We start from the raw sequence: 22,097 nt of genomic DNA, 5'->3' as shown, positions 1-22,097 counted from the left end.
AGCAGTGGATATACGCGAGCAGATTGCTGAACTCGAAGCCAGTGTGGCGCAGAGCGTGCTGGGCCAGGCCGACACCATCCGGCATGTGATTCTTGGCTTGCTGGCCAATGGTCACGTATTGCTGGAAAGCCTGCCGGGGTTGGCCAAAACGCGTACCGTCAAGGCGCTGGCCACCCACCTGGAGGCCAGCATGCGGCGCATCCAGTTCACCCCCGACCTGCTGCCGTCGGACATCACTGGTGGCGAAATCCTCCAGCAGACCGCACAGGGCAACGAGATCAAGTTTCAACCCGGGCCGCTGTTCGGCAACGTGATTCTTGCCGATGAGATCAACCGCGCCCCGGCCAAGGTTCAGGCGGCCCTGCTTGAAGCCATGGAGGAGCGCCAGATTACCGTGGCCGGTCAGAGCTACCCGATGTCAAACCTGTTCATGGTGCTGGCGACCCAGAACCCCATCGAGCAAGAGGGTACCTACCCGTTGCCCGAGGCGCAGATGGACAGGTTCCTGATGAAGCTGCAACTGGACTATCCCAAGGTGGAGGATGAAACCCTGGTGCTGCGCCTGGTGCGCAACGAGGAACAACAGGCAGGCCACCCGCACCAGGCGCCTGGGCGTCTGCCCCAGGACGTGGTGTTCGCCGCACGCAGTGCGATCGCGGGCATTGAAGTGTCGCCGGCGATCGATCGTTACCTGATCGACTTGATCAACGCCACCCGCCACCCGGTCGAGCATGATCCGGACCTTGCGCGGTGGATCAAGATCGGCGCCAGCCCACGTGGCGGGATCAGCCTGGACAGAGTGGCGCGTGCCCACGCATGGCTGGCCGGGCAGGGGTACGTCACCCCGGACAATGTACGAGCAGTGGTCCATCCGGTGTTGCGCCACCGATTGCAGCTCTCCTACGACGCGGTTGCCGATGGCATCGGCGCCGACCAGGTGATCGACCGGCTGCTGGACACGGTCGCCATCCCGGCCTGAACGGAGCGAGCCCATGCAACCGACCCAGGATGGTTTCGTCTACGCCTCGCTCAGCCAGCTGATGGCGTTCGAATACCGCGTGCGCGGCTTGAGCTTCCTGGCGCGTCAGCCGCTGGCAAGCATCCTGGCGGGCAATCACGCCTCACGCCTGCGTGGCCGCGGCTTGAGCTTCGACGAGCTGCGCCGTTACATACCTGGCGATGATCTGCGCCACCTCGACTGGCGCGCATCGTTACGCTACGGCAAGCCGTTCGTGCGCACCTTCACCGAAGAGCGCGACCGGCCGACACTGCTGCTGGTCGATCAACGCATGAACATGTATTTCGGCTCCAGGCGCAGTTTCAAGTCAGTCACCGCTGCCGAGCTTGCCGCATTGTCGGCATGGATAGCCCTGCAGGCCGGTGATCGGGTGGGCGGGCTGGTATTCGATGATCAGCAAGTGGTGCACATCAGGCCGCTGCGCAGCCGCGCACGGGTGCAGGCCCTGTGCGCGGCAGTGGTGCGCAGCAACAACCGCCTTAGCGCGTCAGGCCCGGACAGCGAGCGAGAGGGGCAACTCGACACTGCGCTGCGCAACGTCATCGGCCTGGCCGGGCATGATGCGCTGGTGTGCATCATCAGTGACTTTGCCGGGGTGACGGAACAGACCTTGAAGCTGTTGCGGCAACTGGGCGCGCACAATGACGTGATCGCCATGCAGGTGTATGACCCTATCGCGCTGGATGTCCCCGACAAGGGGCGTTTGAGCGTGACCCAGGGCGAGATGCAGATCGACCTTGAAATCGGGCGGCGCCAGGTGCACCGGCCGCTGGGCGATTTTCTCTCCGGGCGCCTTGAGCAAGTGGCGCAGTTGCTGCGCCGCAGCCAGATACCGCTGATGATGATCAGTACCGGCGATGAGGTGTTGGGCCAGGTGCAGCGTGAACTGGGGCGGCTTGGGGGCAGTGGCCGATGAGCGCCCGGCCGTCGCCTGCCGCCATCGACCAGCTCAAGGAGCTGCCGTTGCCGGTGCCACCGTTCAGTTATGCCCCGCAAACCTGGGGTTGGGCGGTATTGCTGGCCGTTGTGGTGGTGGTAGGGCTCGCGTATGCCGTGTATGCCTGGCGGCGCTGGCAGCGTGATCGTTATCGACGTGAGGCGTTGCAGCGGCTCGACGCCCTTGTTGCGGCGCAGGCCCATTCCGAGCAGCGTTTGCCAGCGCTGCGGGAATTACCGGCGTTGCTCAAGCGGGTAGCGCTTTCCATGCCTGACGCGCCAGCGGTGCGCGGCCTGTCAGGCCAGCAATGGCAGGTGTTTTTGCAGCAGCGGGCACGCTTTGCCTTGCCTGAGCAGTTCGCCGCGCAACTGCACACGCTGGCTTATGCGCCAGACCTGCAGGTGCAGGCAATCGGCGAGCCTGAGCTGCGAACCTTGGTGAACACCTGCAGGCGCTGGATCGAGGCTCACCATGTGGCAGTTTGATTACCTGTGGGTGTTCTTGTTGCTGCCCTTGCCCTGGCTGGCCTACCGCTTCATGCGCCCCTATCACGAGGCGCGCAGCGCATTGCGGGTGCCGTTTTTCTTCGCCATGAGCCGTGCGGTGAACCAGCTCCCCGGCACCACGCCACCCTCGGGTGGGCGCTGGCAAGTGCTTTTGAACCTGCTGGTATGGGGCCTTCTGCTGGCCGCCTGCGCGCGGCCCGTACTGGTGGAAAAGGCCATCGAGCGTGAGCAGCCCATCCGCGACATGCTGCTGGCGATCGATATTTCTCAGTCCATGCAGGCCAAGGACTTTACCGACGCCAATGGCCAGCAAGTGGACAGGTTGAGCGCGGTGAAAGCGGTGGTGCGCGACTTCATCGCCCAGCGCAAGCAAGACCGCATCGGCCTGATCGTATTCGGCACCGGCGCCTACCCACAGTCGCCCCTGACCCTCGATCACGCCAGTCTCTCGCTGCTGCTCGATGAAGTCGGGGTGGGCATGGCCGGGCCGAACACCGCCATAGGCGATGCCATTGGCCTTGCCATCAAGCTGCTGGATCAGGCCAAGGAGCAGGAAAAGTTGATGGTGCTACTGAGTGACGGCAATGACACCGGCAGTGCGATCACTCCCGCACACGCGGCAGGCTTGGCCAGCGAGCGGAACATCGTGGTACATACCATTGGGATCGGCGACCCCCAGGCCAGCGGTGAAGACAAGGTCGATCTGCAAGCGCTGGAGGGCATCGCACGCACTACCGGTGGCAGGTTCTTTCGCGCCGACGACCGGAGCGCGCTGGCCCAGGTGTATGCCACGCTGGACCGGATCACCCCCCACAGCGTGAAGACCTTCAGCCACCAGCCCAAGCGTGACCTGTTCTGGTGGCCCCTGGGGGCGGCCTTGCTGTTGCTGGCCTTGGGGCATAGCCTGGCAGCCGTGGCTGGCCCGTTGCGGGCACGGCCTGCGCAGGGGAGGCCATGAATGGACATCGACCTTAGTGCCTTGCACCTGCTGCGCCCCTATTGGTTGTTACTGTGGGTACCGGCCGCGCTGCTGCCCTGGGCATGGCAGCGGCGCAATGACCTGAAGCGGCAGTTGCACGGCGTGATCGCTCCACACCTGGTCGAGCATCTGCTCATCACCCCCGAGGAGCAAGCGCGGTTACGGCCCGTTCACCTGCTGGCAGCACTGCTCGGCCTGGGTGCCCTGGCCGCCGCGGGGCCGACCTGGCAGCGCGACATCCCCGCGTTCGTCGACAACCGTGCGCCGCTGATCCTGGCGCTGGACCTGTCGCCGTCGATGGATGCCGACGACGTACCCCCATCCCGCCTGCAAGCCGCCAAACATACCTTGCACGACCTGGTGGTGCGCCGCGCAGGGGCACGCACAGCGCTCATCGCGTATGCCGGCAGCGCGCACCTGGTGCTGCCCGCCACCGAAGACCCACAGTTGCTCGACACCTTCTTGCAAGCACTGACCACCGATTTGATCGCGCAACCCGGCAAGGATGTAGCAGGGGTGATCGACGTGGCGAAACGCTTGCTGGCAGCCGAGCAGGTGCCCGGCACGCTGGTGCTGCTGACCGATGGCGCCGATGCCGGGCAATTGTCGGCACTGACGGGCGCGCTCAAAGGCAGCGACCTGCAGGTGATGGTCCTGGCCGTGGGCAGCCAAGACAGCGGGGTTGTGCATGACGCTCAGGGCCGTACCCGGGTCGATGCCGAAGGGCGCCCGCTGCAGGCGGACTTCGACCAGCAGGGCTTGAGGCAGTTGGCCGACGCCGTCAACGGCCCGCTGGGCAGCCTGACCCTGAGCGACGATGATCTGGACTGGATCGAACTGCATGCGCAGCAGCATTTTCAGGCAGCCCAAGGCGACCCGCAGCAGGTGCACTGGAAGGACGCCGGCTACTGGCTGTGCTGGCCGCTGGCGCTGCTTGCGCTGCTGTGCCTGCGCCGTGGCTGGAAGGTGCACTGGCTGGCCACCGTGCTGGTGGCGGTAGTGTTGGGCACACAGCCGCAAAGCGCGCGGGCCGGGCCTGTCGCGGATGCCTTCTTCACCCCTGACCAGCAGGGCCGCTGGGCCTTCGAGCATGGCCATTACCCGCAGGCCGCAGCGCATTTCAACGACCCTTACTGGAAAGGCCTGGCTGCCTACACCGCCGCCGACTATGACGTTGCCTTGGCCAGCCTCGGCAAGCTCGACACCGCCCAGGCTTTTTTCTACCGGGGCAATATCTACGTGCGCCAGTTCAAGTTTCCCCAGGCGGTTCAGGCCTACCAACAGGCTTTGCAGCGCCAGCCTGCATTCCCTGAGGCCAGTGCCAACCTGGCACTGGCGCAGGCGCTGCTCAAAGACTATGAAGACCAGCAAAAGGCAGGCACACCCGACGAGAAGGCCGACAAGGTGGTGGAGGACCAGACGCCTTCCAAAGGCGCCCGGCAAAAGCAGCAGCAAACGCCGCAGGCCGCTTCGGACCAGGTCTGGCTGAATAACCTGACGACGTCGCCGGCGCAGTTCCTCAGGCGCAAGTTCCTGCTTCAGGAAGCCTCACGACAAACAGCGGAGGGCAGCTAATGAAACGCATGCTGTTGCTGCTAGGGCTCTCCCTGCCATTGCTTGCGGTCGCGGCACCCGAGGCTCGTGTGCAGGCGCGCCTGCTGCCGGCCGGTGACACGGTGGTAGGCGCGACGCTCGAGTTGCAGGTCGATCTGCTGGTAGACACCTGGTTCACCCAGCCGGCCGTGCTGCCGGTGATCGAGTTGCCGGGTGCTACGGTGAGCGCACCCAGCGGAGAAGCGCAGCATCTGAACGAACGGCTCGACGGCAAGGCCTTCTTCGGCCTGCGCTATACCTATCAGATCACCCCGCAAACGGCCCAGGCCTTCACCCTTCCTGCGCAAACCTTTCAGGTGTTCCCCGGCCAGTCGGATGCGCCGGTCACACTGGCCAGCGAGCCGCTTTCATTCGTCGCCAAGGCCCTCGCCGGTGATGCGACCGTGCACCGCCTGGTGGCACGCAAGGTCAGCCTTGAGCAACAAACGCAGCTGTCGCATTCACCGCTGCGTGCAGGGGACAGCATTACCCGTCGGGTGGTGACGCGAGCCGAAGGTGCGCAGGCGATGCTCATACCACCGCCACCGCTGATCGAGATCGAAGGCCTCAAACGCTATGTGCAAACCCCTCGTGTTGCGCCGCTAAGCGATGGCCGAGGAGGCTCGACCGGCGGCCAGCGCGAGGACAGTGTGAGCTATGTGGTATCGGCCGCCGGACGTTACCAGCTGCCCGCGATCGAACTGCAGTGGTGGGATGCGGCGACGGGTGAGGCCAGGCAAGCAACGTTGCCCGCGATCGACGTCACCGCCATCGAGGGTGGTTACAAAGCGCCGTTTTCCATCGACCAGGACCTGCGCACGCTCGGCCGTCAGGCACAGTTGCGCCTGCCTGGCCACTGGTTGTGGGCTGCAGGCTTGCTGCTGCTTGGCGGGGCGCTGATTTACGTTGCACGGCCGTGCCTGTGGGCGGTGTGGCGGCATTTGCAAAGCTGGCAAGCAGCGCGGCGTATGGCGCGGTTGCACTCTGCTGAGCATGCCTGGCGGCAGGCGCGTGCTCAACTTGCGCAAGACCCGCCGCAGCTCGACGGGCTGTACCTGTGGATTCGCAGGGCTACCGGGCAGCGCACAGTGTCAGCATTTTCCTCAGCTTTGCCGCCCCAATTGCGAATACGTCTACTAGACTGGCTCCAGAACCGCTACGGCAATGGCAGTGAAGTACGCCAGAGCGCGCCGTCACTGAGCCCGATGCTACCAGCGTTGCGGCGAGCGGCAGTGAGCGGGCGGCAGGTCAGTCACCCTGAAGGCTTGAAACCACTCAACCCATGAGTCTTTGCCTGAAGTGATAGGCAGCACTGAGAAGGGATACTTCATGCTCGTTCTACACCGTGCGCGCTGGTGGTTGGCCTTGTTGCTCGTGTTGCCTCTGGCGGTGCAGGCGGCCAATGCGCTGCCTTCCTGGCGGGATGGCCCCTCACGGCAAGCCATCGAAGCGTTCGTGGGCGCTGTGACCACCGAAGGCAGTGAAGACTATGTGCCCGAGGCCGAGCGCATTGCCGTCTTCGACAATGACGGCACGCTATGGAGCGAGCAGCCGCTGTATTTTGAGGTGTTGTTTGCCCTTGATGAGGTCAAGAGGCTCGCACCGCAACACCCGGAATGGACCAGCCAGCAGCCGTTCAAGGCCGTTCTGGAGGGCGACCAGAAGGCTTTGAGTGACAGCGGCATGGACGGCATGCTCAAGATCGTCGCCGCCACTCATGGCGGGGTCAGCACCGAGGCGTTTATCGCCAATACCCAGCGTTGGCTGGCAACGGCCGTACACCCTCGCACCCACAGGCCGTACACCGAGATGGTCTTCCAGCCCATGCTCGAACTTTTGCAGTACCTGCGGGCCAACGGTTTCAGGACCTACATCGTCTCGGGCGGTGAGGTGGCGTTCATGCGTGCATTTGCAGAGGAAGTCTACGGGGTGCCGCCAGAGCAGGTGATCGGCACCACGCTGGAGGCTCGCTTCATCGATGACAACGGCACACTGTCGATCGAACGTCTGCCCAAGTTGCTGCACAACGACGATGGCCCAGGCAAGCCGGTGAGCATCGATGCCCATATCGGCCGTCGCCCGATCTTCGCCTTTGGCAACTCCGACGGCGACTTGCAAATGCTGCAATGGACCATGGCTGGCGAAGGCAAGCGCTTTGCCGGCCTGGTCCATCACACCGACGCGACACGCGAATGGGCCTATGACCGCGACAGCAAGGTCGGGCGCTTGGACAAGGCGCTGGATGCCGCCAAGGGTGCGAACTGGACCGTGGTCGATATGGCCCGCGAGTGGCAGCGCATCTACCCATTCGAAAGCAACCAGGCTCAATGAAACAGAACCGCAGGGCACAGGGAGCCAGCCAAGCAGTAGGTCGATCGTGCACGTAGTCGTGGCCAACGCCAGTAGACGTGATACGGAGAAACCGCCCCATGAAGTCCAGCAGAAGATGGATAACCTCATTCGCGCTAGCCGCTACTGCAGCGGTGAGCGTGTGCACGGCAACCGCCGCGGAAAAGCCCAATATCCTGGTGATATTCGGCGATGACATCGGCCAGACCAACATCAGCGCCTATGGCAAGGGCGTGGTCGGCTATCAGACGCCCAACATTGACCGCATCGGCCAGGAAGGCATGCTGTTCACTGACTATTACGCCGAGAACAGCTGCACCGCTGGGCGTTCCTCCTTCATCACCGGGCAGACACCGCTGCGCACCGGCTTGTCCAAGGTCGGCATGCCGGGTGTGCCCGTGGGTTTGCAGGCGCGCGATGTCACCATTGCCCAGGCCCTCAAGGCGCAGGGCTATGCCACTGGCCAGTTCGGCAAGAACCATTTGGGCGACCGGGATGAATACCTGCCGACCAATCATGGCTTCGACGAGTTTTTCGGCAACCTGTATCACCTGAACGCCGAGGAAGAGCCGGAGCGTGACCTGTGGCCCAAGGATGACGAGGCATTCGTCAAGGCCGCCTCGCCACGCGGTGTGATCAAGTCGAGCGCCGATGGCAAGATCGAGGATACCGGTGCGTTGACCAAGTCGCGCATGGAGACCATCGACGACGAGACCACCCAGGCGGCAATCAACTTCATCGACAAGCAAGTCAAGGCTGACAAGCCGTTCTTCGTGTGGATGAACACCACCCGAATGCACCTTTATACCCACGTGCGCGAGTCGATGCGCGGGCAGAGTGGCATGCCGGGCAATGAGTATGCAGATGGCATGCTCGAGCACGACGGTGATGTGGGCAAACTGCTCAAGACCCTCGATGATCTGAAGATCGCCGACAACACCATCGTGGTTTACACCACCGACAACGGCCCTAACCAGTTCTCCTGGCCTGATGCTGCGACCACACCGTTCCGCAACGAGAAGAACTCCAACTGGGAAGGCGCCTACCGCGTGCCGGCGATGATCCGTTGGCCTGGCAAGGTCAAACCGGGCACGGTGTCCACCCAGATGTTCTCGGGGCTGGACTGGTTCCCGACACTGCTGGCCGCAGCCGGTGACACGGGCATCAAGGACCGCTTGCTCAAGGGCGCCGATGTAGGTGGCAAGAACTTCAAGGTGCATCTGGACGGTTACAACCAGCTGGACTACCTGACTGGTAAAACGGACAAGAGCGCACGTAGCGAGTTCTACTACTTCAACGATGACGGTGAATTGGTGTCGATGCGCTTCGGCGACTGGAAGCTGGTGTTCTGCGAACAGCGCGCCCCCGGTGGTTTCGCGGTTTGGAGCGAGCCGTTCACCTGCTTGCGGGTGCCCAAGCTCTTCAACTTGCGTATGGACCCGTATGAGCGCGCTGATGTGGTCTCCAACCAGTACTACGATTGGGTGACCAAAAACGATTACCTGATCTTCCAGGGGACCCGCAAGGCTGCCGCCTTCCTGCAGACGTTCGTGGAATTCCCGCCGAGCCAGCGTCCGGCCAGCTTCAGCATCGACCAGATTCGTGCTGACGTGGACAAGAAGATCGAAGAGAAGATGAAGCAGTAAACGCGATGCCCGCGCCCGCCCTTGGCGGGCGCATTCTTTCCTACCCAGTGCGGACAGAGGTGTGGGTCCGCTAAGGCTTGTCGATGCCCGCAGTCGTGAACCTTCCCCGCGCTGACAGTTCCAGCACCACCGAAACGCAGGCTCCGTTGCCATGGCTGCTGCCTGCGGCGCTGCTGTTCGTTTCTGGCGGTGCAGCGCTGATCTATCAGGTGCTTTGGGTCAAGCAGCTGTCTCTAGTGGTTGGGGTGGAGGTGTATGCCATCACCGCGGGCATCAGCGCGTTTTTTGCGGGGCTGGCCATGGGGGGGCTGCTGTTCGGTCGCTGGGCTGACCGCTTGCGCCACCCGGTCAAGCTCTATGCGGGGCTGGAGTTGGCGGTGGTAGTGCTGGCGGTGGCCGCAACCCTGGGGCTGGCGCAGAGTGCGGCACTGTTTGCCCGCCTGGAAGCGAGTGTCGGTTTGCTGGCCTGGCTGCTGCCATTGAGCCTGGTGGGGCTGCCGGCTTTTTTGATGGGCGGCACCTTGCCTGTACTGGTGCGAGCGCTGACCCCCACTGATGCACAGACGGGGGAGGCGGGCGGTCGGCTATACGCCGCCAATACCGCTGGCGCGATCTTCGGCACCTTGCTGGCGGCATTCGTCTTGCTGCCGCAGCTTGGCGTCACCGGAGCCGCCTGCGTAGCGGGTGCGCTGAATCTGCTGGCCGCGCTGGGTGCCTGGTGCGGGCGCGGCAGGGATGAGCGGGCCTTGCCTGCTTGCCCTGCGGCCTCGCTGCCGCGCACGCCGCAGGCTCGCTTGGCCATCGCCCTGTATTGCCTGGCAGGTGGCGTGGCGCTCGGTTACGAAGTGGTGTGGACGCAATCGATCGTGCAGTTCATGAGTACCCGCGCGTTCGCCTTCTCCGTGGTGTTGGCCACCTACCTGACGGGGCTGGTGCTGGGCAGTGCGCTGTACGCCCGGCGCGCCGACCGCATCCGCGACCCTTGGGGGCTGTTCGGCCTGCTGATCGCGTGCGCCGGGTTGCTGGCATTGTTGCAGATTGCCGGGCTCGGGCGCTGGCTGGTGGCCTGGCAGACCCTGCTCGAAAGCCATGTACTGCAACTGACCGGCAGCCAGTTGGCAGGGATGTGCGCGCGCTTTGCGGCTGCCGCAGTGTGTGTGGTGTTCATCCCGACCACCTTGCTCGGGGCGGCGTTTCCCCTGGCCCTGCGCCTGGCCGTGGACAGTGGCCAAGTGGGGCGGGACGTGGGCGCGGTGGTTGCCCTCAATACCCTGGGCGGCATCGTCGGTGTCATGCTCACGGGGTTTGTCCTGGTGCCTGGAATAGGGCTGGTGCGAACCTTGGTGGTGCTCGCCTGCGTGGCGGCGGCCATCGGCGCGGTAGCGACATGGCGCGGCCAGGCCGTGCACAAGGGCATGCGGGCAGCGGTCCTGCTGGTTGGCGGCGCGACCCTGGTTACCGGCGCGCTCACCCCACCAGAACGCTTGGCGCAGTTGTTACCCGGCGCGCGTAGTGGTGAGCTGGTGTTCTACCAGGAAGGCCGCGGCGGCACGGTAGCGGTGGTCCACCAGCAGCGTCAGGGGCAAGCGTTCAACCGCCTGTACATCCAGGGTGTGTCCAACACTGGGGATGCCATGCCGTCACTGCGCTACATGCGCCTGCAGGCGTTGCTGCCTTTGCTGATACATCGCGGCGAGCCGCGCTCGGCGCTGGTGATCGGCTTCGGCACCGGGATCACCGCCGGGGCAATGCTGCGCTATTCAGGGCTGGAGCATCCGGTGGTTGCCGAGCTGCTGCCACAGGTGCTGGCAGCGGCGCCGCTGTTCTCTGGTAACTTCGATGCGGTGAACGACCCGCGCCTTGACATTCGCCTGCGTGATGGGCGCCGTGAGCTTTTGCGTAACGAGCAACGCTACGACGTGATCACCCTGGAGCCGCCACCGCCTTCGGCGGCAGGGGTGGTGAACCTGTACTCGCGCGACTTTTACCAACTGGCAGCGTCGCGCCTGCAGGAGCATGGGCTGGTCGCCCAATGGCTACCGCTCCCCACTCAGAACGACGAGGACAGTCGCTCGTTGGTACGCAGCTTTCTTGACGTGTTCCCGCATGCCTCGTTGTGGACCACCGAGTTTCACGAGATGCTCTTGATCGGCTCGCCAACGCCGATGGTGCTGGATGTACCGCGCATCCGCCAGCGCTTCGAGCAAGCCCAGGTTTCGGCTGCTTTGGCCCAGGTCGGCGTGAGTTCGGTCGAGGCATTGCTGGCCACTTGGGTCACCGACAGGCAAGGGCTTGAGCGTTATGCCGGCGATGCACAGCCGGTTACCGACGATCGGCCCCGGATCGAGTATGCGCCGTGGGTACGGCCGCGCGAAATCACCCGCGTGCTGCCGGCATTGCTGGCGCTGCGTGTGGCGCCGCCCTTGGCGAATGCCGCCCCCTCGGTGCAAGCCGCGGTGAATGATGAGTGGGCGTTGCTGCGTCGTTTTTATGGGCTGTCATTGCTGGCTTACAACGGTAATCGCCAGGCCTGGATGCGCGAGGCGCGGGCCTTGGCACCGATCAGCGCACAGAACCCTTACATGCGCTGGTTTACCGGCGGCAACCGCTGAGCTGAACGCACTGCGCGCGGCAAGCCCGCAGCGAAACGTCATGCGCTGGCGTATTTCTTGGCTCCGGCAACACAGATGACCGCACCCAGCGTTACCACAAGCATCACCCAGCTGACGTGCTCGTGCAGAAGCAACGCAGCCAGCCCAAGCCCCATGAACGGCTGAACGAGTTGCAGTTGGCCCACGGCGGCGATGCCGCCCTGGACGAGCCCTTTGTACCAGAACACAAACCCGATCAGCATGCTGAACAGCGAAACGTAGGCGAAGCTGAACCAGGCGCCGGTGCTGACCCGGGCGAAGGCATCGGGCGCCGGGAAATTCGCGATAGTGAGCAGCAGCATGAACGGCAACGCTACCAGCAATGCCCAACTGATCACCTGCCACCCACCGAGCGTGCGCGACAGGCGCGCCCCTTCGGCATAGCCCAACCCACAGACCACCACCGCCGCCATCATCAGCAGGTCGCCCAGCGCCGACGCCTCGCCTCCATTCATCAACGCATAGCCAACGACCAGCCCGGCACCGACCAATGAGAACAACCAGAACAGCGGCCCTGGTCGTTCACCGCCCCGCAGCACGGCGAACCCTGCAGTACAGAGCGGCAGCAGCCCGACGAACACGATGGAATGAGCAGAAGTGACGTGCTGGAGGGCCAGCGCCGTCAGCAGCGGAAAACCGATGACGACGCCAAGCGCTGTGACAGCCAGTGACAACAGGTCACCACGCTGGGGCCGGGGCTGGCGTAGCACGATCAAGAACAGCGCACCCAACAGCGAGGCAATGGTTGCCCTGGCACATGTCAGGAACGTAGGTTCGAAGGCCGTCACAGCCACACGGGTCGCCGGCAAGGAGCCGGCAAATATGGCCACGCCGATGAAGCCGTTTATCCACCCGCTGGTTGTTTTGTCCATCCGTGAGTCCTCGATAAGTCAGGGCTCAGTACATCACTGACGGGTTCGCCGAGGCCATGTACACTCCACTACAATTCAACCGAACTGTTATGCAAGTGAATCCAGCACAGTTGAGGGTGCGATGAAACGTAACGGAACGCGGATCCGAGCTGTGATGGGGGAGGTCCAGGCCAAGATCGCCTCGCGAAGCTACACGCCAGGCGCGAGAATTCCCTCAGTTCGCGCAATGGCTCAGAGCATGCAGGTATCGGTTTCTACCGTTCTGGAGGCCTATGAACGGTTAAGCGCAGAGGGTGTGCTTAGCGCCCGCCCTGGCTCCGGCTTTTACGTGGCTGGGCCAGTTGCGCCTTTGGCACTGACTGAGCTCGGCCCCAAACTCGATCGTAATGTCGACCCGCTGTGGATCTCGCGTCAGTCTTTGGAAACCTCCGGCGATGCGTTGAAACCCGGGTGCGGTTGGCTACCCCCATCCTGGCTGTACGAAGCCGGCATGCGTAAAGCGCTACGAATGGTCGCGCGTTCTGACACGTTGAGGCTGACCGAATACGCTTCACCGCTTGGGCATCCGCCCCTCAGGCAATTCTTGTCGCGACGCCTGGCGGGCATCGGTGTAGAGGCCCCTCTGGAACAGATCATGCTCACGGAGTCCGGCACCCACGCCATCGACCTGGTTTGCCGTTTTCTGCTGGAACCGGGAGACACTGTGCTGGTGGACGACCCGTGTTATTTCAATTTTCACGCATTGCTCAAGGCACATAGGGTCAATATCGTCGGGGTGCCCTACACGGCAAAGGGCCCAGATATCGATGCGTTTGGCGCCGCGCTGCTCGCGCATGCTCCGCGGTTGTACATCACGAATTCCGGCATCCACAACCCGACCGGGGCCACCTTGTCGCCCGTCACAGCACACAAGCTGCTGAAGCTGGCCGACGCCTCCAACCTGGTCATCGTGGAGGACGACATTTTTGCTGATTTCGAGCATAGCCCGGCTCCACGACTGTCTGCCTTCGATGGCCTGGCTCGGGTGATCCAGATCGGTAGTTTTTCCAAGACCATTTCCGCGTCGATCAGGTGCGGCTATATCGCTTCGCGCAGGGAATGGATCGAGAGCCTGGTCGACCTCAAGATTGCCACCACATTCGGGGGCGGGCGCATGGCTGCGGACATCGTTCATCACGCGATTACCGATAGCGGGTACCGAAAACACATGGAAGGTGTCCGCCTCAGATTAGCCGAGGAAATGGACAAAACAGTCGCGAGGCTTCAGGCGATTGGGATCAAGCCTTGGCTGGTGCCCCAGGCAGGCATGTACGTGTGGTGCCAACTCCCTCAGGGCAAGGATGCAGCGACGCTGGCCAGGGTGTGCTTGAAGGAAGGCGTGGTGCTCGCGCCCGGCAATGCGTTCAGCCAGTCCATGAGTGCGGGTGATTACCTGCGTTTCAACGTCGCTCAATCTGGTGACAGCAAGATCTACGAGGTGTTGAAAAGGGCGCTGAATGCTTAGTCGCAGCCCCCATTGAGCGGCGGCTTATCCTGTTCTAGCTGCGTTCAAGGCTTGCATGGCATATCCTTGCGTAACGCAATCAACCTCGAAGCAGTGAATTGAACGATGGGTTTTGAACAACTAGCTGAGCTACGTGACCGCCTCAGGTCGGAAAAAGAGCAGGTAAAAGGCGAGGGTGGTAAACACCCCAAGCGCAAGGCTTCCCCCCAGGCGAAGCCTCGCGACCTGGACCCTGCAGTGCAGGCGATCTGGCCGTTGCAGAAGCATTTTCCATTGGCCTTCCCGGTCAATCCGGCGCCCAAGGTGCCGCTCAAGGAGGGTATTTTCAAGGATGCCGAGCAGCACCTGGAACTGCTCGGCCTGACCCGCGAACAACTCAAGCTGGGCATTTCTACCTGGTGCCGCGGAGCGCGGTACTGGACAGCCATGGTGGAGAATGCACCGCGCCTTGACTTGAATGGGCAACCCTCTGGCATCGTGACCGCCGCTCAGGCGCTGCATGCCAAGCAACAGGCTTCGCGGCAACGCAGCCAGGGCCGACGCAATCGTGCGAAGGCCGCAGCGAGTGTCCCGGCCGCAACCGCCGATGGCACCGCGCAGCAGATTGCCGACGTGAAGTGATTCGTGGCGCTGCCAGCTCCCTCGATGCCCGCGCAGTTCTTGAGGCATGCGCGGTAACGGTAGGAGCTGGCTTGCCGGCGATGGGCCGCGAAGCGGCCCTGGATCGCGTGACTGACAGGCCTCAACGCGCCTCAAGCGGGGCTGGACCCCAGGGATGGGCAAGCAAATGGCCTTTCAGGCCATCCTCACCCCAGTGCCGGTGTACGCGGCGGGACCATGCGGCGTGAGCCGGTCGCCTCAAAGGCCGCGGCAAAACTCAACAGTGCATTGTCGCTGTAGGCACGCCCGGCGAATGTCAGCCCCACCGGCATGCCGATGTCAGCCATCACGCCCATTGGCACGGTGACGGTCGGCACGCCCAGATGGCGAATGGCGAGGTTGCCGTTGGCCACCCAGATACCGTTGCTCCAGGCGATGTCCGCCGAGGCTGGGTTCACGTCGGCGTCGGCCGGGCCAACGTCGGCTACGGTGGGGAACAGCACCGCATCGAGGCCTTGAGCGTCCATCCAGTCTTCCAGGTCCAGTTTGCGCGTCTTTTCCAGGCCGCGCAGCCCGTCTGGCAGGGTTTCGATCTGGTCCCAGCCCTTCAAGCCGCGTTTGGCCATGTTGACGTACTCGTCCATGCCGGCGGCCAGGTCGTCTTCACGGTTGGGCAGGGTGCCTGGGTCGTGGGGGAAAATCAGCGGGCCGTCGACATCGGCCAGGCGGTTGAGCTTGGGGTCGTTATTGGCGCGCAGGAAATCGTCGAAGCCCCAGCCGGACAGTTCCCACAGCTCGTCATGCAGGAACGCCTTGCTGACGATGCCGCGGTTGTACACGGTCGGTGCGCCGGGGCGATCGCCCTCGCAGTTGGAAACCAGCGGGAAATCCACCTCCACCACATCCGCGCCCGCTGCTTCCAAGGCCTGGCGCGCCTGTTGCCACAGTTCGATGACCGTGGCACGGGTGTTGATGCGCTGGCCGGTCGGGCCACCGATGCCAGGTTTTTCGGACGTGCCGGCCTCGGGGTCGGCATTGATGTACATGCGCGGTACGCCGAAACGCTTGCCCTTGAGCGCGCTGGCGTCAACCGCCAGGTCCAGGTAGGACGCCGGGCGGACCGAAGAGGCCGCCGGGATTGGCACCCAAGGCTGCAGGCGCCAGAGGTCGCCGCGCTTGTCGGCATCGTCGGCAACCACCACGTCGAGCACTTCCAGCAGGTCGGCCATGGTGCGGGCGAAAGGTACTACCACGTCCATGGTCGGTGTCAGCGGCCAGTTGCCGCGCACCGAAATGACCCCGCGCGAAGGGGTGTAGGCGCACAGGCCGTTGTTGGAGGCCGGGCCACGGCCACTGGACCAGGTTTCCTCGGCCAGGCCGAAGGCGCTGAAGCTGGCAGCGGTGGCGGTGCCGGCGCCGTTGGATGAGCCGGAGGCGAACGGTGCGGTCAGGTAGTTGGCGTTGTATGGGCTTTCGGCACGGCCATAGACGCCGCGCTGCATGCCACCGTTGGCCATGGGCGGCATGTTGGTCTTGCCCAGGCAGATGGCGCCGCCGGCGCGCAGGCGCTCGACGGTGAACGCGTCGCGCTGGGCTACCAGGTCCTTGAACGCCGGGCTGCCGGATGCCGCGGTCAGGCCCTTGACCAGGTAGCTGTCCTTGGCGGTGTAAGGGATGCCGTCGAGCGGGCCGAGCAGTTCGCCGCGGGCGCGGCGCGCGTCGGAAGCCTCGGCCTCCTTGATCGCCTCGGGGTTGCGTACGACCACAGCGTTCAGCGCAGTGGGGGTATCGGCTCCATCGTAGGCGTCGATGCGCGCCAGGTAGGCCTTGACCAGCTCGACCGCCGTCGTGCGGCCCTGTTCGAGCGCATCGCGCAGCTCGGCAATGGAAACCTCGGTTACCTCGATCATGCTTTCACCAAAATGTGTGCAGGTGGGGGCTTTTGCGAGGAGTGTACAAGAAGGGCTGGGCGGAAGCAGGTTTGCGCGGGGGCAAATGGTTTTTTGCAGCGGGGCATTGTAGGGCACTGCGGCGGCCGGCGTGCCCGGCGAAGGGCCGCCAGGCGGCCCTCACGTGTTTAATCCAGGTCCGCTGCCGAATGGCGCTCGGGCACCTGGCTGGCTTCGTCCCCCCAAGTGCGGTTGACCCGGGTGCCTCGCTGCACGGCCGGGCGCTGCGCGATTTCCTCGGCCCAGCGTTGCACCTGCGGGTATTCATGCACGGCAAGGAACTCTGCTGCGTCATACAGGTTGCCGCGCACCAATTGGCCATACCACGGCCATACGGCGATATCGGCGATGCTGTACTCGTCGCCACCCAGGTAGCGGCTTTGCGCGAGGCGCCGTTCGAGCACATCCAGCTGGCGCTTGGCTTCCATGGTGAAGCGGTTGATGGCGTATTCGAACTTTTCCGGGGCATACACGTAGAAGTGACCAAAGCCCCCACCCAGATAAGGCGCCGAACCCATCTGCCAGAACAGCCAGTTCAGGGTTTCGGTACGCGCAGCCGCACCGCTGGGCAGGAAGGCCGCGAATTTCTCGGCCAGGTACAGCAGGATCGAGCCCGATTCGAATACCCGCACCGCTGGCTCGACGCTGCGGTCGAACAGGGCGGGGATCTTCGAGTTGGGGTTGACCTCAACGAACCCGCTGGAGAACTGGTCACCTTCACCGATGCGGATCAACCAGGCGTCATACTCGGCGCCGCTATGGCCCAGAGCCAGCAGTTCCTCAAGAAGGATGGTGACCTTCACACCGTTTGGGGTGGCCAGCGAGTACAGCTGTAGCGGATGCTTGCCGACAGGTAACGCCTTGTCGTGGGTAGGGCCGGCGATGGGGCGGTTGATGCTGGCGAACTGGCCGCCGGAGGCAGCTTCGTTACGCCAGACCTTGGGTGGAACGTAGGGGGGATTGTTCATGCGGGGCTCCTTGAGTGGCGCAAACGGTCACATACAGGCGTTGACCTGCATCTATGCCACGGGTTCGCAGAAAAGTGCAACGCACCTAGCGCCCACGCCGCCGCGACACGCGCGCCTCGATGTTCTTGCGGCCAATCAGCAGCGGCGGTTTTTCCACTACCGGCTCGTCGGCCAGCCATTTGTACATCACCAGGCAATCCACCAGGCCCAGGCGGGCATGGCGGTAAGCCTTGGGCAAGCGGCCGACGGTCTCGAAGCCCAGTTTGTGCCACAGCGCCACGGCCACTTCATTGCTGGCCACCACCGAGTTGAACTGCAGCGCCAGGAAGCCTTCCTGGCGCGCCAGTTTCTGTGAATGCTCGCACATCAGCCTGGCCACGCCACGGCCACGGGCGGCTTCGTCAACCATGTAGCCGCAGTTGCCGACATGGGCGCCGGGGCCCGCGGCATTGGCCTTGAGGTAGTACGACCCCAGCAACACACCGTCTTGCTCGGCCACCAGCGTGCGCAAGGGCAGCTCCAACCATAGCTGGCGCGCCTGTTCGAAGCTCAGGGCAGAGTCGTAGGCGTAGGTTTCGCGGGCCTGGACAACGGCCTGAAAGGTGGGCCAGAAACGCTCGAAATCCTCGGGCGTCATGGGGCGGATGTGGATCATGGCGGCAAAGGCTCCCGGCCCATTCAGATATAGATGAACACCAGAACCAAGGCCGCCACCACCAGCCACTTCTCCAGGTAGTAGCGCATGCGGTTGCGTTTTTTCAGTGCCTTGCCCCGTTCGCGGATCTTGTAGATCCGGGTGAACAGGCGGTTGATGCCGCCAGTCTTGTCATTGGCATTGTTCGGCGCTGCCGCGGCAGCCATGACATTGCGGCTGAACCAGCGGTTGAACGCCGTCGCCCAGCGGTATTTCAACGGGCGCTCGATGTCGCAGAACAGAATGATCCGGTTGTGCTCGGTGGTGTTGGCGGCGTAGTGGATGTAGGTCTCGTCGAACACCACGGCTTCGCCGTCACGCCATGAGTACTTCTCTCCATCCACATCGATGTAGCAGCCATCGTCGTTCGGCGTGTCCAGGCCCAGGTGGTAGCGGTACGAGCCGGCATACGGGTCGCGGTGGCGCACCAGCTTGGCGCCCGGCGGCAAGGTCGCGAACATGGCTGCCTTGACAGAGCCGATGCCTTGCAGCAACTCGGTGGTGCGTGGGCACAGGTTCATCGCAGACGGGTGGCTTTCGCCGTACCATTTCAGGTAGAAGCGCTTCCAGCCGGTCTTGAAGAAGGAATTGAAGCCAACGTCGTCGTAATTGTCGGACTTCTTGATCTCGCCAACATGCAGCAACTGCTGGGCCTCCTGGCGGATTTCCTGCCAGTGATCCTTCAGTGGCTGCAGCTCGGGGAAGGCTTCGACCGGCAGGTAGGGTTTGGCCGGGTGCCTGGAGAACAGGTAAAGCAAGCTGTTGACCGGGGCCAGGAAACTGGAGTGGTCACCCAACTGGCGGGTGAGCTTGTGGCGTACCCGACCGCGCAGATGAACATAGGCGATCGAGAGGGCGAAGATGAGTACGAGTGCAATTTTCATGGACGATTACTTGTCGAAAAATGGCCATGCGCCATGGCATAAGCCCGCCAGCATAAACAATCATGGGGGGAGTTTGTACAGATAGTTTGCACCGTGGTTGGCGAGATTTGCGGCCGACCAAGGTGCAATGGCCGCAGTATGCGCAAACGTTTAACGTAAAGGAGCACGCATGGTTCAGGATCAGCGCCTCACTGGCGCCCCCTTCAAACGGCTGTTTTTCGCCCTGCCGGTCACCGACGCCCAGCAGCGTGCGATCGCCCAGTGGCGACGTGGCCTCCAGCTGCGTAGTGGCAAACCGGTGCCGAGTGCCAACTTCCACCTGACCTTGATGTTTCTAGGCGATGTGGATGCCGTGCAGGTGCCGGCGATTTGCGCTGCGGTGGACAACCTGGCGCGTCCCGATGCCCCCCTGCGCTTGCTGCTCGATCAGCTCAAGGTCTGGCCCCGGGCAAACGTGCTCGTGCTCGAGCCGCAGCAGCCCCCGGCGGCGCTGCGCCAATTCGTCTATGGGCTGCAGCAGGCACTGCTGCCCATGGGGTTTGCCGAGCAGGCCCGGGAGTACCGGCCACACCTGACCCTGTCACGGGACTTTCGCGGCCAGGTGCCCGAGGCCAGCGTGGCCCCCGACTTTTTCATCGCAGCCCGGCACTTCACGCTCTACGAATCGCGCAAAGGCCAGTACCTGCCGCTGGCGCAGTGGCCGTTGACGCCCTGAGGCGGGTACTGGTCGATCTGCCGCCATGCTTGCGCGGCAATCACGACGGGGTGCTCGTGGCTGCCCGCCGTCACACAGGCAAACTCTGATAGGCCTGCTCATCCCCCGGGCTACGGGCAAACTGGCGTTTGTACTCGCGGCTGAACTGCGAAGTGCTCTGGTAGCCCACGCGATGCGCTGCTTGCGCCACACCCAGCCCTTCGCCGATCAGCATCTGTTGCGCCTTGAGCAGCCGCAGGCGCTTGAGGTATTGCATCGGCGCCATGTCGGTGCAGCGCTTGAAGTGCTCGTGGAAGGTCGACACGCTCATGTTCGCCCGTGCAGCCAACGCTTCCACGCTCAGCGGCTCGGTGTAGTGTTCACGCAGGTGAGCAAGGGCGGCGCCGATGCGCGCGAAGTGCCCCTGCTGTTCGACCAGCGCCCGCAACACCCCGGCCTGCGGCCCGCGCAGTGCGGTGTACAGAACCTCGCGTACCCGCGCCGGGCCGAGCACCTTGGCATCTGTCGGATCCTGCAGGCAGCGTAACAGCCGCTCGACGCACTCGCGCATGGGCGCATCCAGCGCTGCCGAGGTCATCGATTGCGGCGTCTGCGCCTGCACTGCAGGGTCAGGCGCCAGCGCCATGCTTTGTACCAGTTCACCCAGCACGCCGCGGTCGATGTCCACCGCAACGCCCAGTAACGGCGCTTCGGCGGTGGCGAAGGTTTCGCACATGAACGGCACCGACAGCGCCTGCACGAGGTAATGCCCGGCGCCATACTCCAGCGTGCGCGGGCCAAGGCGCGCCAGTTTGCTGCCCTGAGCCAGGATCATCAGGCTGGGTTCGTAGATCTGCGGGCTGCTGGCCACGTAATGGTCCCAGCTCAACACCTGGACTTGTGGCAGATGAGTGGGCACGAAGCCCGGGCGTGTGGCCAGGCTGCGGATCAGGGCGCACAGCGTGGCGTTGGCGTCGACGTGGCGGGTCAGTTGCATGATGGACCATGGGCAGAGAATCAGACACTTGCATCATCTCAGATCCGAGGCTCGGCGCCAGGTGGCTCAGGCCAGGTTCGGAGAATCAGGCATTCACCTCGGAGGATTTGCTGTGGGCGGGCAGGGCGAGGACGGGGAAAATATACCGCCTGAATCGTTTCACTGTCACCTGAGGTCTTGTATGTACACTGCTATCGGTTACGCCGCGCAAACCCCGACCAGCCCCTTGGCGCCCATGACCTTCGAGCGTCGCAGCCCGCGCCCGGACGATGTCGCCATCGAGATCCTCTACTGTGGCGTCTGCCACTCCGACATCCATCAGGCCCGCAACGAGTGGGGCATTGCCGTGTACCCGCTGATGCCCGGCCACGAGATCATCGGCCGCGTCACGGCGGTGGGCGAGAAGGTATCGGCGCACAAGGTCGGTGACCTGGTCGGCGTCGGCTGCATGGTCGATTCCTGCCGCCACTGTGAGGCTTGCGCCAAGGACCTGGAGCAATACTGCCTGGAAGGCCCGACCATGACCTACGCCACCCCGGACCGGGTCGATGGCAGCAATACCATGGGGGGTTACTCCAGCAGCATCGTGGTCAGCGAGCACTTCGTGGTGCGCATCCCGGCTGGCATGGACCTGCCCAGCGCGGCGCCGATTCTGTGCGCCGGTATCACCACCTACTCGCCGCTCAAGCACCATGGCGTCGGCCCTGGCCACAAGGTCGGCATTCTTGGCATGGGTGGCCTGGGGCACATGGGCATCAAGCTGGCCAAGGCGTTGGGCGCTGAAGTGACCCTGTTCACCCGCTCGCAGGCCAAGGCTGATGAAGCCCGTCGCCAAGGCGCCGACCATGTGATCGTCTCCACCGATGCCGAGCAGATGCGCGCCGCTGCCGGGCGCTTCGACTTCCTGCTCGATACCATCCCGGTGCAGCACGACTTGAACCCGTACCTGGAGACGCTGAAGTTCGATGGCGTGCATATCCTGGTGGGCCTGATCGAGCCGATCGACCCGGCGCTGCACGCGGCCAACCTGGTGATGAAGCGCCGGGTGCTGGCAGGCTCGCTGATTGGCGGTATCGCCGAGACCCAGGAAGTACTGGATTTCTGTGCCGAGCACGATATCCGCTGCGATATCGAGATGCTGGATATCCGTAATATCAACCAGGCTTATGAGCGCATGATCGCCGGTGATGTGAAGTACCGTTTCGTGATCGACATGGCGACGCTGCAGGGCTGATCCTTCCCAGCCAGGCGTTGCC

Annotated in this window: 19 protein-coding genes; 13 read left to right on the top strand and 6 right to left on the bottom strand. The window is 63.6% G+C overall.

All coding sequences use genetic code 11. From position 1 onward, the window contains the following. Positions 1–4: 4 nt before the first annotated feature. The 9 genes from JNA92_RS13965 to JNA92_RS13925 all read left to right on the top strand — a co-directional run bounded on the left by JNA92_RS13965 (position 5) and on the right by JNA92_RS13925 (position 11,640). Positions 5–979, top strand: coding sequence for an AAA family ATPase (locus JNA92_RS13965; protein WP_241805244.1), 975 nt, complete (start codon positions 5–7; stop codon positions 977–979). Between the two features lie 13 nt (positions 980–992). Further along, complete coding sequence (locus JNA92_RS13960; RefSeq protein WP_241805243.1) at positions 993–1,934, top strand: DUF58 domain-containing protein; 942 nt, start codon at positions 993–995, stop codon at positions 1,932–1,934. After that, the gene (locus tag JNA92_RS13955) at positions 1,931–2,440 is read left to right on the top strand and encodes a DUF4381 domain-containing protein (protein WP_241805242.1); all 510 of its coding nucleotides are present in this window, start codon (positions 1,931–1,933) and stop codon (positions 2,438–2,440) included. The genes JNA92_RS13960 and JNA92_RS13955 overlap by 4 nt, the downstream gene beginning before the upstream one ends. Then, positions 2,427–3,419 carry a vWA domain-containing protein gene (locus tag JNA92_RS13950; RefSeq protein ID WP_241805241.1) on the top strand — a complete coding sequence of 331 codons (993 nt, stop codon included), beginning with the start codon at positions 2,427–2,429 and terminating at the stop codon, positions 3,417–3,419. The genes JNA92_RS13955 and JNA92_RS13950 overlap by 14 nt, the downstream gene beginning before the upstream one ends. Next, entirely contained in the window at positions 3,420–5,015 is a 1,596-nt protein-coding gene (locus tag JNA92_RS13945; protein WP_241805240.1) for a VWA domain-containing protein, read from the top strand. It begins immediately after the preceding gene. Next, complete coding sequence (locus JNA92_RS13940) at positions 5,015–6,319, top strand: hypothetical protein (protein WP_241805239.1); 1,305 nt, start codon at positions 5,015–5,017, stop codon at positions 6,317–6,319. The genes JNA92_RS13945 and JNA92_RS13940 overlap by 1 nt, the downstream gene beginning before the upstream one ends. A 43-nt stretch (positions 6,320–6,362) precedes the next feature. Next, positions 6,363–7,364, top strand: coding sequence for an HAD family hydrolase (locus JNA92_RS13935; protein WP_241805238.1), 1,002 nt, complete (start codon positions 6,363–6,365; stop codon positions 7,362–7,364). Between the two features lie 98 nt (positions 7,365–7,462). Next, positions 7,463–9,028, top strand: a complete 1,566-nt coding sequence (locus JNA92_RS13930; protein ID WP_241805237.1) for an arylsulfatase — start codon at positions 7,463–7,465, stop codon at positions 9,026–9,028. An 83-nt stretch (positions 9,029–9,111) separates the two neighbouring features. Next, a complete protein-coding gene (locus JNA92_RS13925; RefSeq protein ID WP_241805236.1) occupies positions 9,112–11,640 on the top strand; it encodes a fused MFS/spermidine synthase in 2,529 nt (842 codons plus the stop codon). Between the two features lie 38 nt (positions 11,641–11,678). Here JNA92_RS13925 and JNA92_RS13920 read toward each other — a convergent pair whose 3' ends face one another. Next, positions 11,679–12,551 (bottom strand): DMT family transporter, encoded by an 873-nt coding sequence (locus JNA92_RS13920; RefSeq protein WP_241805235.1) that lies wholly within the window; start codon positions 12,549–12,551, stop codon positions 11,679–11,681. 121 nt (positions 12,552–12,672) lie between these two features. On the opposite strand from JNA92_RS13920, the gene JNA92_RS13915 reads away from it, so the two are divergent. Together JNA92_RS13915 and JNA92_RS13910 are read left to right on the top strand one after the other, a co-directional pair. Beyond that, the gene (locus JNA92_RS13915) at positions 12,673–14,055 is read left to right on the top strand and encodes a PLP-dependent aminotransferase family protein (protein WP_241805234.1); all 1,383 of its coding nucleotides are present in this window, start codon (positions 12,673–12,675) and stop codon (positions 14,053–14,055) included. A gap of 105 nt (positions 14,056–14,160) precedes the next feature. Beyond that, the gene (locus tag JNA92_RS13910) at positions 14,161–14,676 is read left to right on the top strand and encodes a ProQ/FinO family protein (protein WP_241805233.1); all 516 of its coding nucleotides are present in this window, start codon (positions 14,161–14,163) and stop codon (positions 14,674–14,676) included. Between the two features lie 185 nt (positions 14,677–14,861). Here the strand turns inward: JNA92_RS13910 and JNA92_RS13905 are convergent, their stop codons facing one another. From JNA92_RS13905 to lpxO, 4 genes are all read right to left on the bottom strand, one after another. Beyond that, complete coding sequence (locus JNA92_RS13905) at positions 14,862–16,565, bottom strand: amidase (protein WP_241805232.1); 1,704 nt, start codon at positions 16,563–16,565, stop codon at positions 14,862–14,864. A 167-nt stretch (positions 16,566–16,732) separates the two neighbouring features. Beyond that, positions 16,733–17,572 carry a glutathione-dependent disulfide-bond oxidoreductase gene (gene yghU, locus JNA92_RS13900; RefSeq protein WP_241805231.1) on the bottom strand — a complete coding sequence of 280 codons (840 nt, stop codon included), beginning with the start codon at positions 17,570–17,572 and terminating at the stop codon, positions 16,733–16,735. A gap of 85 nt (positions 17,573–17,657) precedes the next feature. Then, on the bottom strand, positions 17,658–18,227 hold the full coding sequence (locus JNA92_RS13895; protein ID WP_241805230.1) for a GNAT family N-acetyltransferase: 570 nt from the start codon (positions 18,225–18,227) through the stop codon (positions 17,658–17,660). A gap of 23 nt (positions 18,228–18,250) precedes the next feature. Then, positions 18,251–19,150 (bottom strand): lipid A hydroxylase LpxO, encoded by a 900-nt coding sequence (lpxO, locus tag JNA92_RS13890; protein WP_241805229.1) that lies wholly within the window; start codon positions 19,148–19,150, stop codon positions 18,251–18,253. A 169-nt stretch (positions 19,151–19,319) separates the two neighbouring features. On the opposite strand from lpxO, the gene thpR reads away from it, so the two are divergent. After that, entirely contained in the window at positions 19,320–19,865 is a 546-nt protein-coding gene (gene thpR, locus JNA92_RS13885; RefSeq protein WP_241805228.1) for an RNA 2',3'-cyclic phosphodiesterase, read from the top strand. 70 nt (positions 19,866–19,935) lie between these two features. Here thpR and JNA92_RS13880 read toward each other — a convergent pair whose 3' ends face one another. Then, a complete protein-coding gene (locus JNA92_RS13880) occupies positions 19,936–20,841 on the bottom strand; it encodes an AraC family transcriptional regulator (protein WP_241805227.1) in 906 nt (301 codons plus the stop codon). Between the two features lie 181 nt (positions 20,842–21,022). Between JNA92_RS13880 and calA the strand changes: the two genes are divergently transcribed. Next, a complete protein-coding gene (gene calA / locus JNA92_RS13875) occupies positions 21,023–22,075 on the top strand; it encodes a vanillin reductase (RefSeq protein ID WP_241805226.1) in 1,053 nt (350 codons plus the stop codon). Positions 22,076–22,097: the final 22 nt, after the last annotated feature.

Source organism: Pseudomonas putida (genome assembly GCF_022627325.1).
Taxonomy (GTDB): domain Bacteria; phylum Pseudomonadota; class Gammaproteobacteria; order Pseudomonadales; family Pseudomonadaceae; genus Aquipseudomonas; species Aquipseudomonas putida_X.
This window is presented reverse-complemented; position numbering and strand designations above follow the sequence as displayed.

Coding starts and splice junctions, on each gene's coding strand:
- JNA92_RS13920 (WP_241805235.1), bottom strand. CDS start 12,551: ATGGACAAAACAACCAGCGGGTGGATAAACGGCTTCATCGGCGTGGCC.
- JNA92_RS13950 (WP_241805241.1), top strand. CDS start 2,427: ATGTGGCAGTTTGATTACCTGTGGGTGTTCTTGTTGCTGCCCTTGCCC.
- JNA92_RS13915 (WP_241805234.1), top strand. CDS start 12,673: ATGAAACGTAACGGAACGCGGATCCGAGCTGTGATGGGGGAGGTCCAG.
- JNA92_RS13895 (WP_241805230.1), bottom strand. CDS start 18,227: ATGATCCACATCCGCCCCATGACGCCCGAGGATTTCGAGCGTTTCTGG.
- JNA92_RS13955 (WP_241805242.1), top strand. CDS start 1,931: ATGAGCGCCCGGCCGTCGCCTGCCGCCATCGACCAGCTCAAGGAGCTG.
- JNA92_RS13960 (WP_241805243.1), top strand. CDS start 993: ATGCAACCGACCCAGGATGGTTTCGTCTACGCCTCGCTCAGCCAGCTG.
- JNA92_RS13880 (WP_241805227.1), bottom strand. CDS start 20,841: ATGCAACTGACCCGCCACGTCGACGCCAACGCCACGCTGTGCGCCCTG.
- calA (WP_241805226.1), top strand. CDS start 21,023: ATGTACACTGCTATCGGTTACGCCGCGCAAACCCCGACCAGCCCCTTG.
- yghU (WP_241805231.1), bottom strand. CDS start 17,572: ATGAACAATCCCCCCTACGTTCCACCCAAGGTCTGGCGTAACGAAGCT.
- JNA92_RS13935 (WP_241805238.1), top strand. CDS start 6,363: ATGCTCGTTCTACACCGTGCGCGCTGGTGGTTGGCCTTGTTGCTCGTG.
- JNA92_RS13940 (WP_241805239.1), top strand. CDS start 5,015: ATGAAACGCATGCTGTTGCTGCTAGGGCTCTCCCTGCCATTGCTTGCG.
- JNA92_RS13905 (WP_241805232.1), bottom strand. CDS start 16,565: ATGATCGAGGTAACCGAGGTTTCCATTGCCGAGCTGCGCGATGCGCTC.
- thpR (WP_241805228.1), top strand. CDS start 19,320: ATGGTTCAGGATCAGCGCCTCACTGGCGCCCCCTTCAAACGGCTGTTT.
- JNA92_RS13910 (WP_241805233.1), top strand. CDS start 14,161: ATGGGTTTTGAACAACTAGCTGAGCTACGTGACCGCCTCAGGTCGGAA.
- lpxO (WP_241805229.1), bottom strand. CDS start 19,150: ATGAAAATTGCACTCGTACTCATCTTCGCCCTCTCGATCGCCTATGTT.
- JNA92_RS13945 (WP_241805240.1), top strand. CDS start 3,420: ATGGACATCGACCTTAGTGCCTTGCACCTGCTGCGCCCCTATTGGTTG.
- JNA92_RS13925 (WP_241805236.1), top strand. CDS start 9,112: ATGCCCGCAGTCGTGAACCTTCCCCGCGCTGACAGTTCCAGCACCACC.
- JNA92_RS13930 (WP_241805237.1), top strand. CDS start 7,463: ATGAAGTCCAGCAGAAGATGGATAACCTCATTCGCGCTAGCCGCTACT.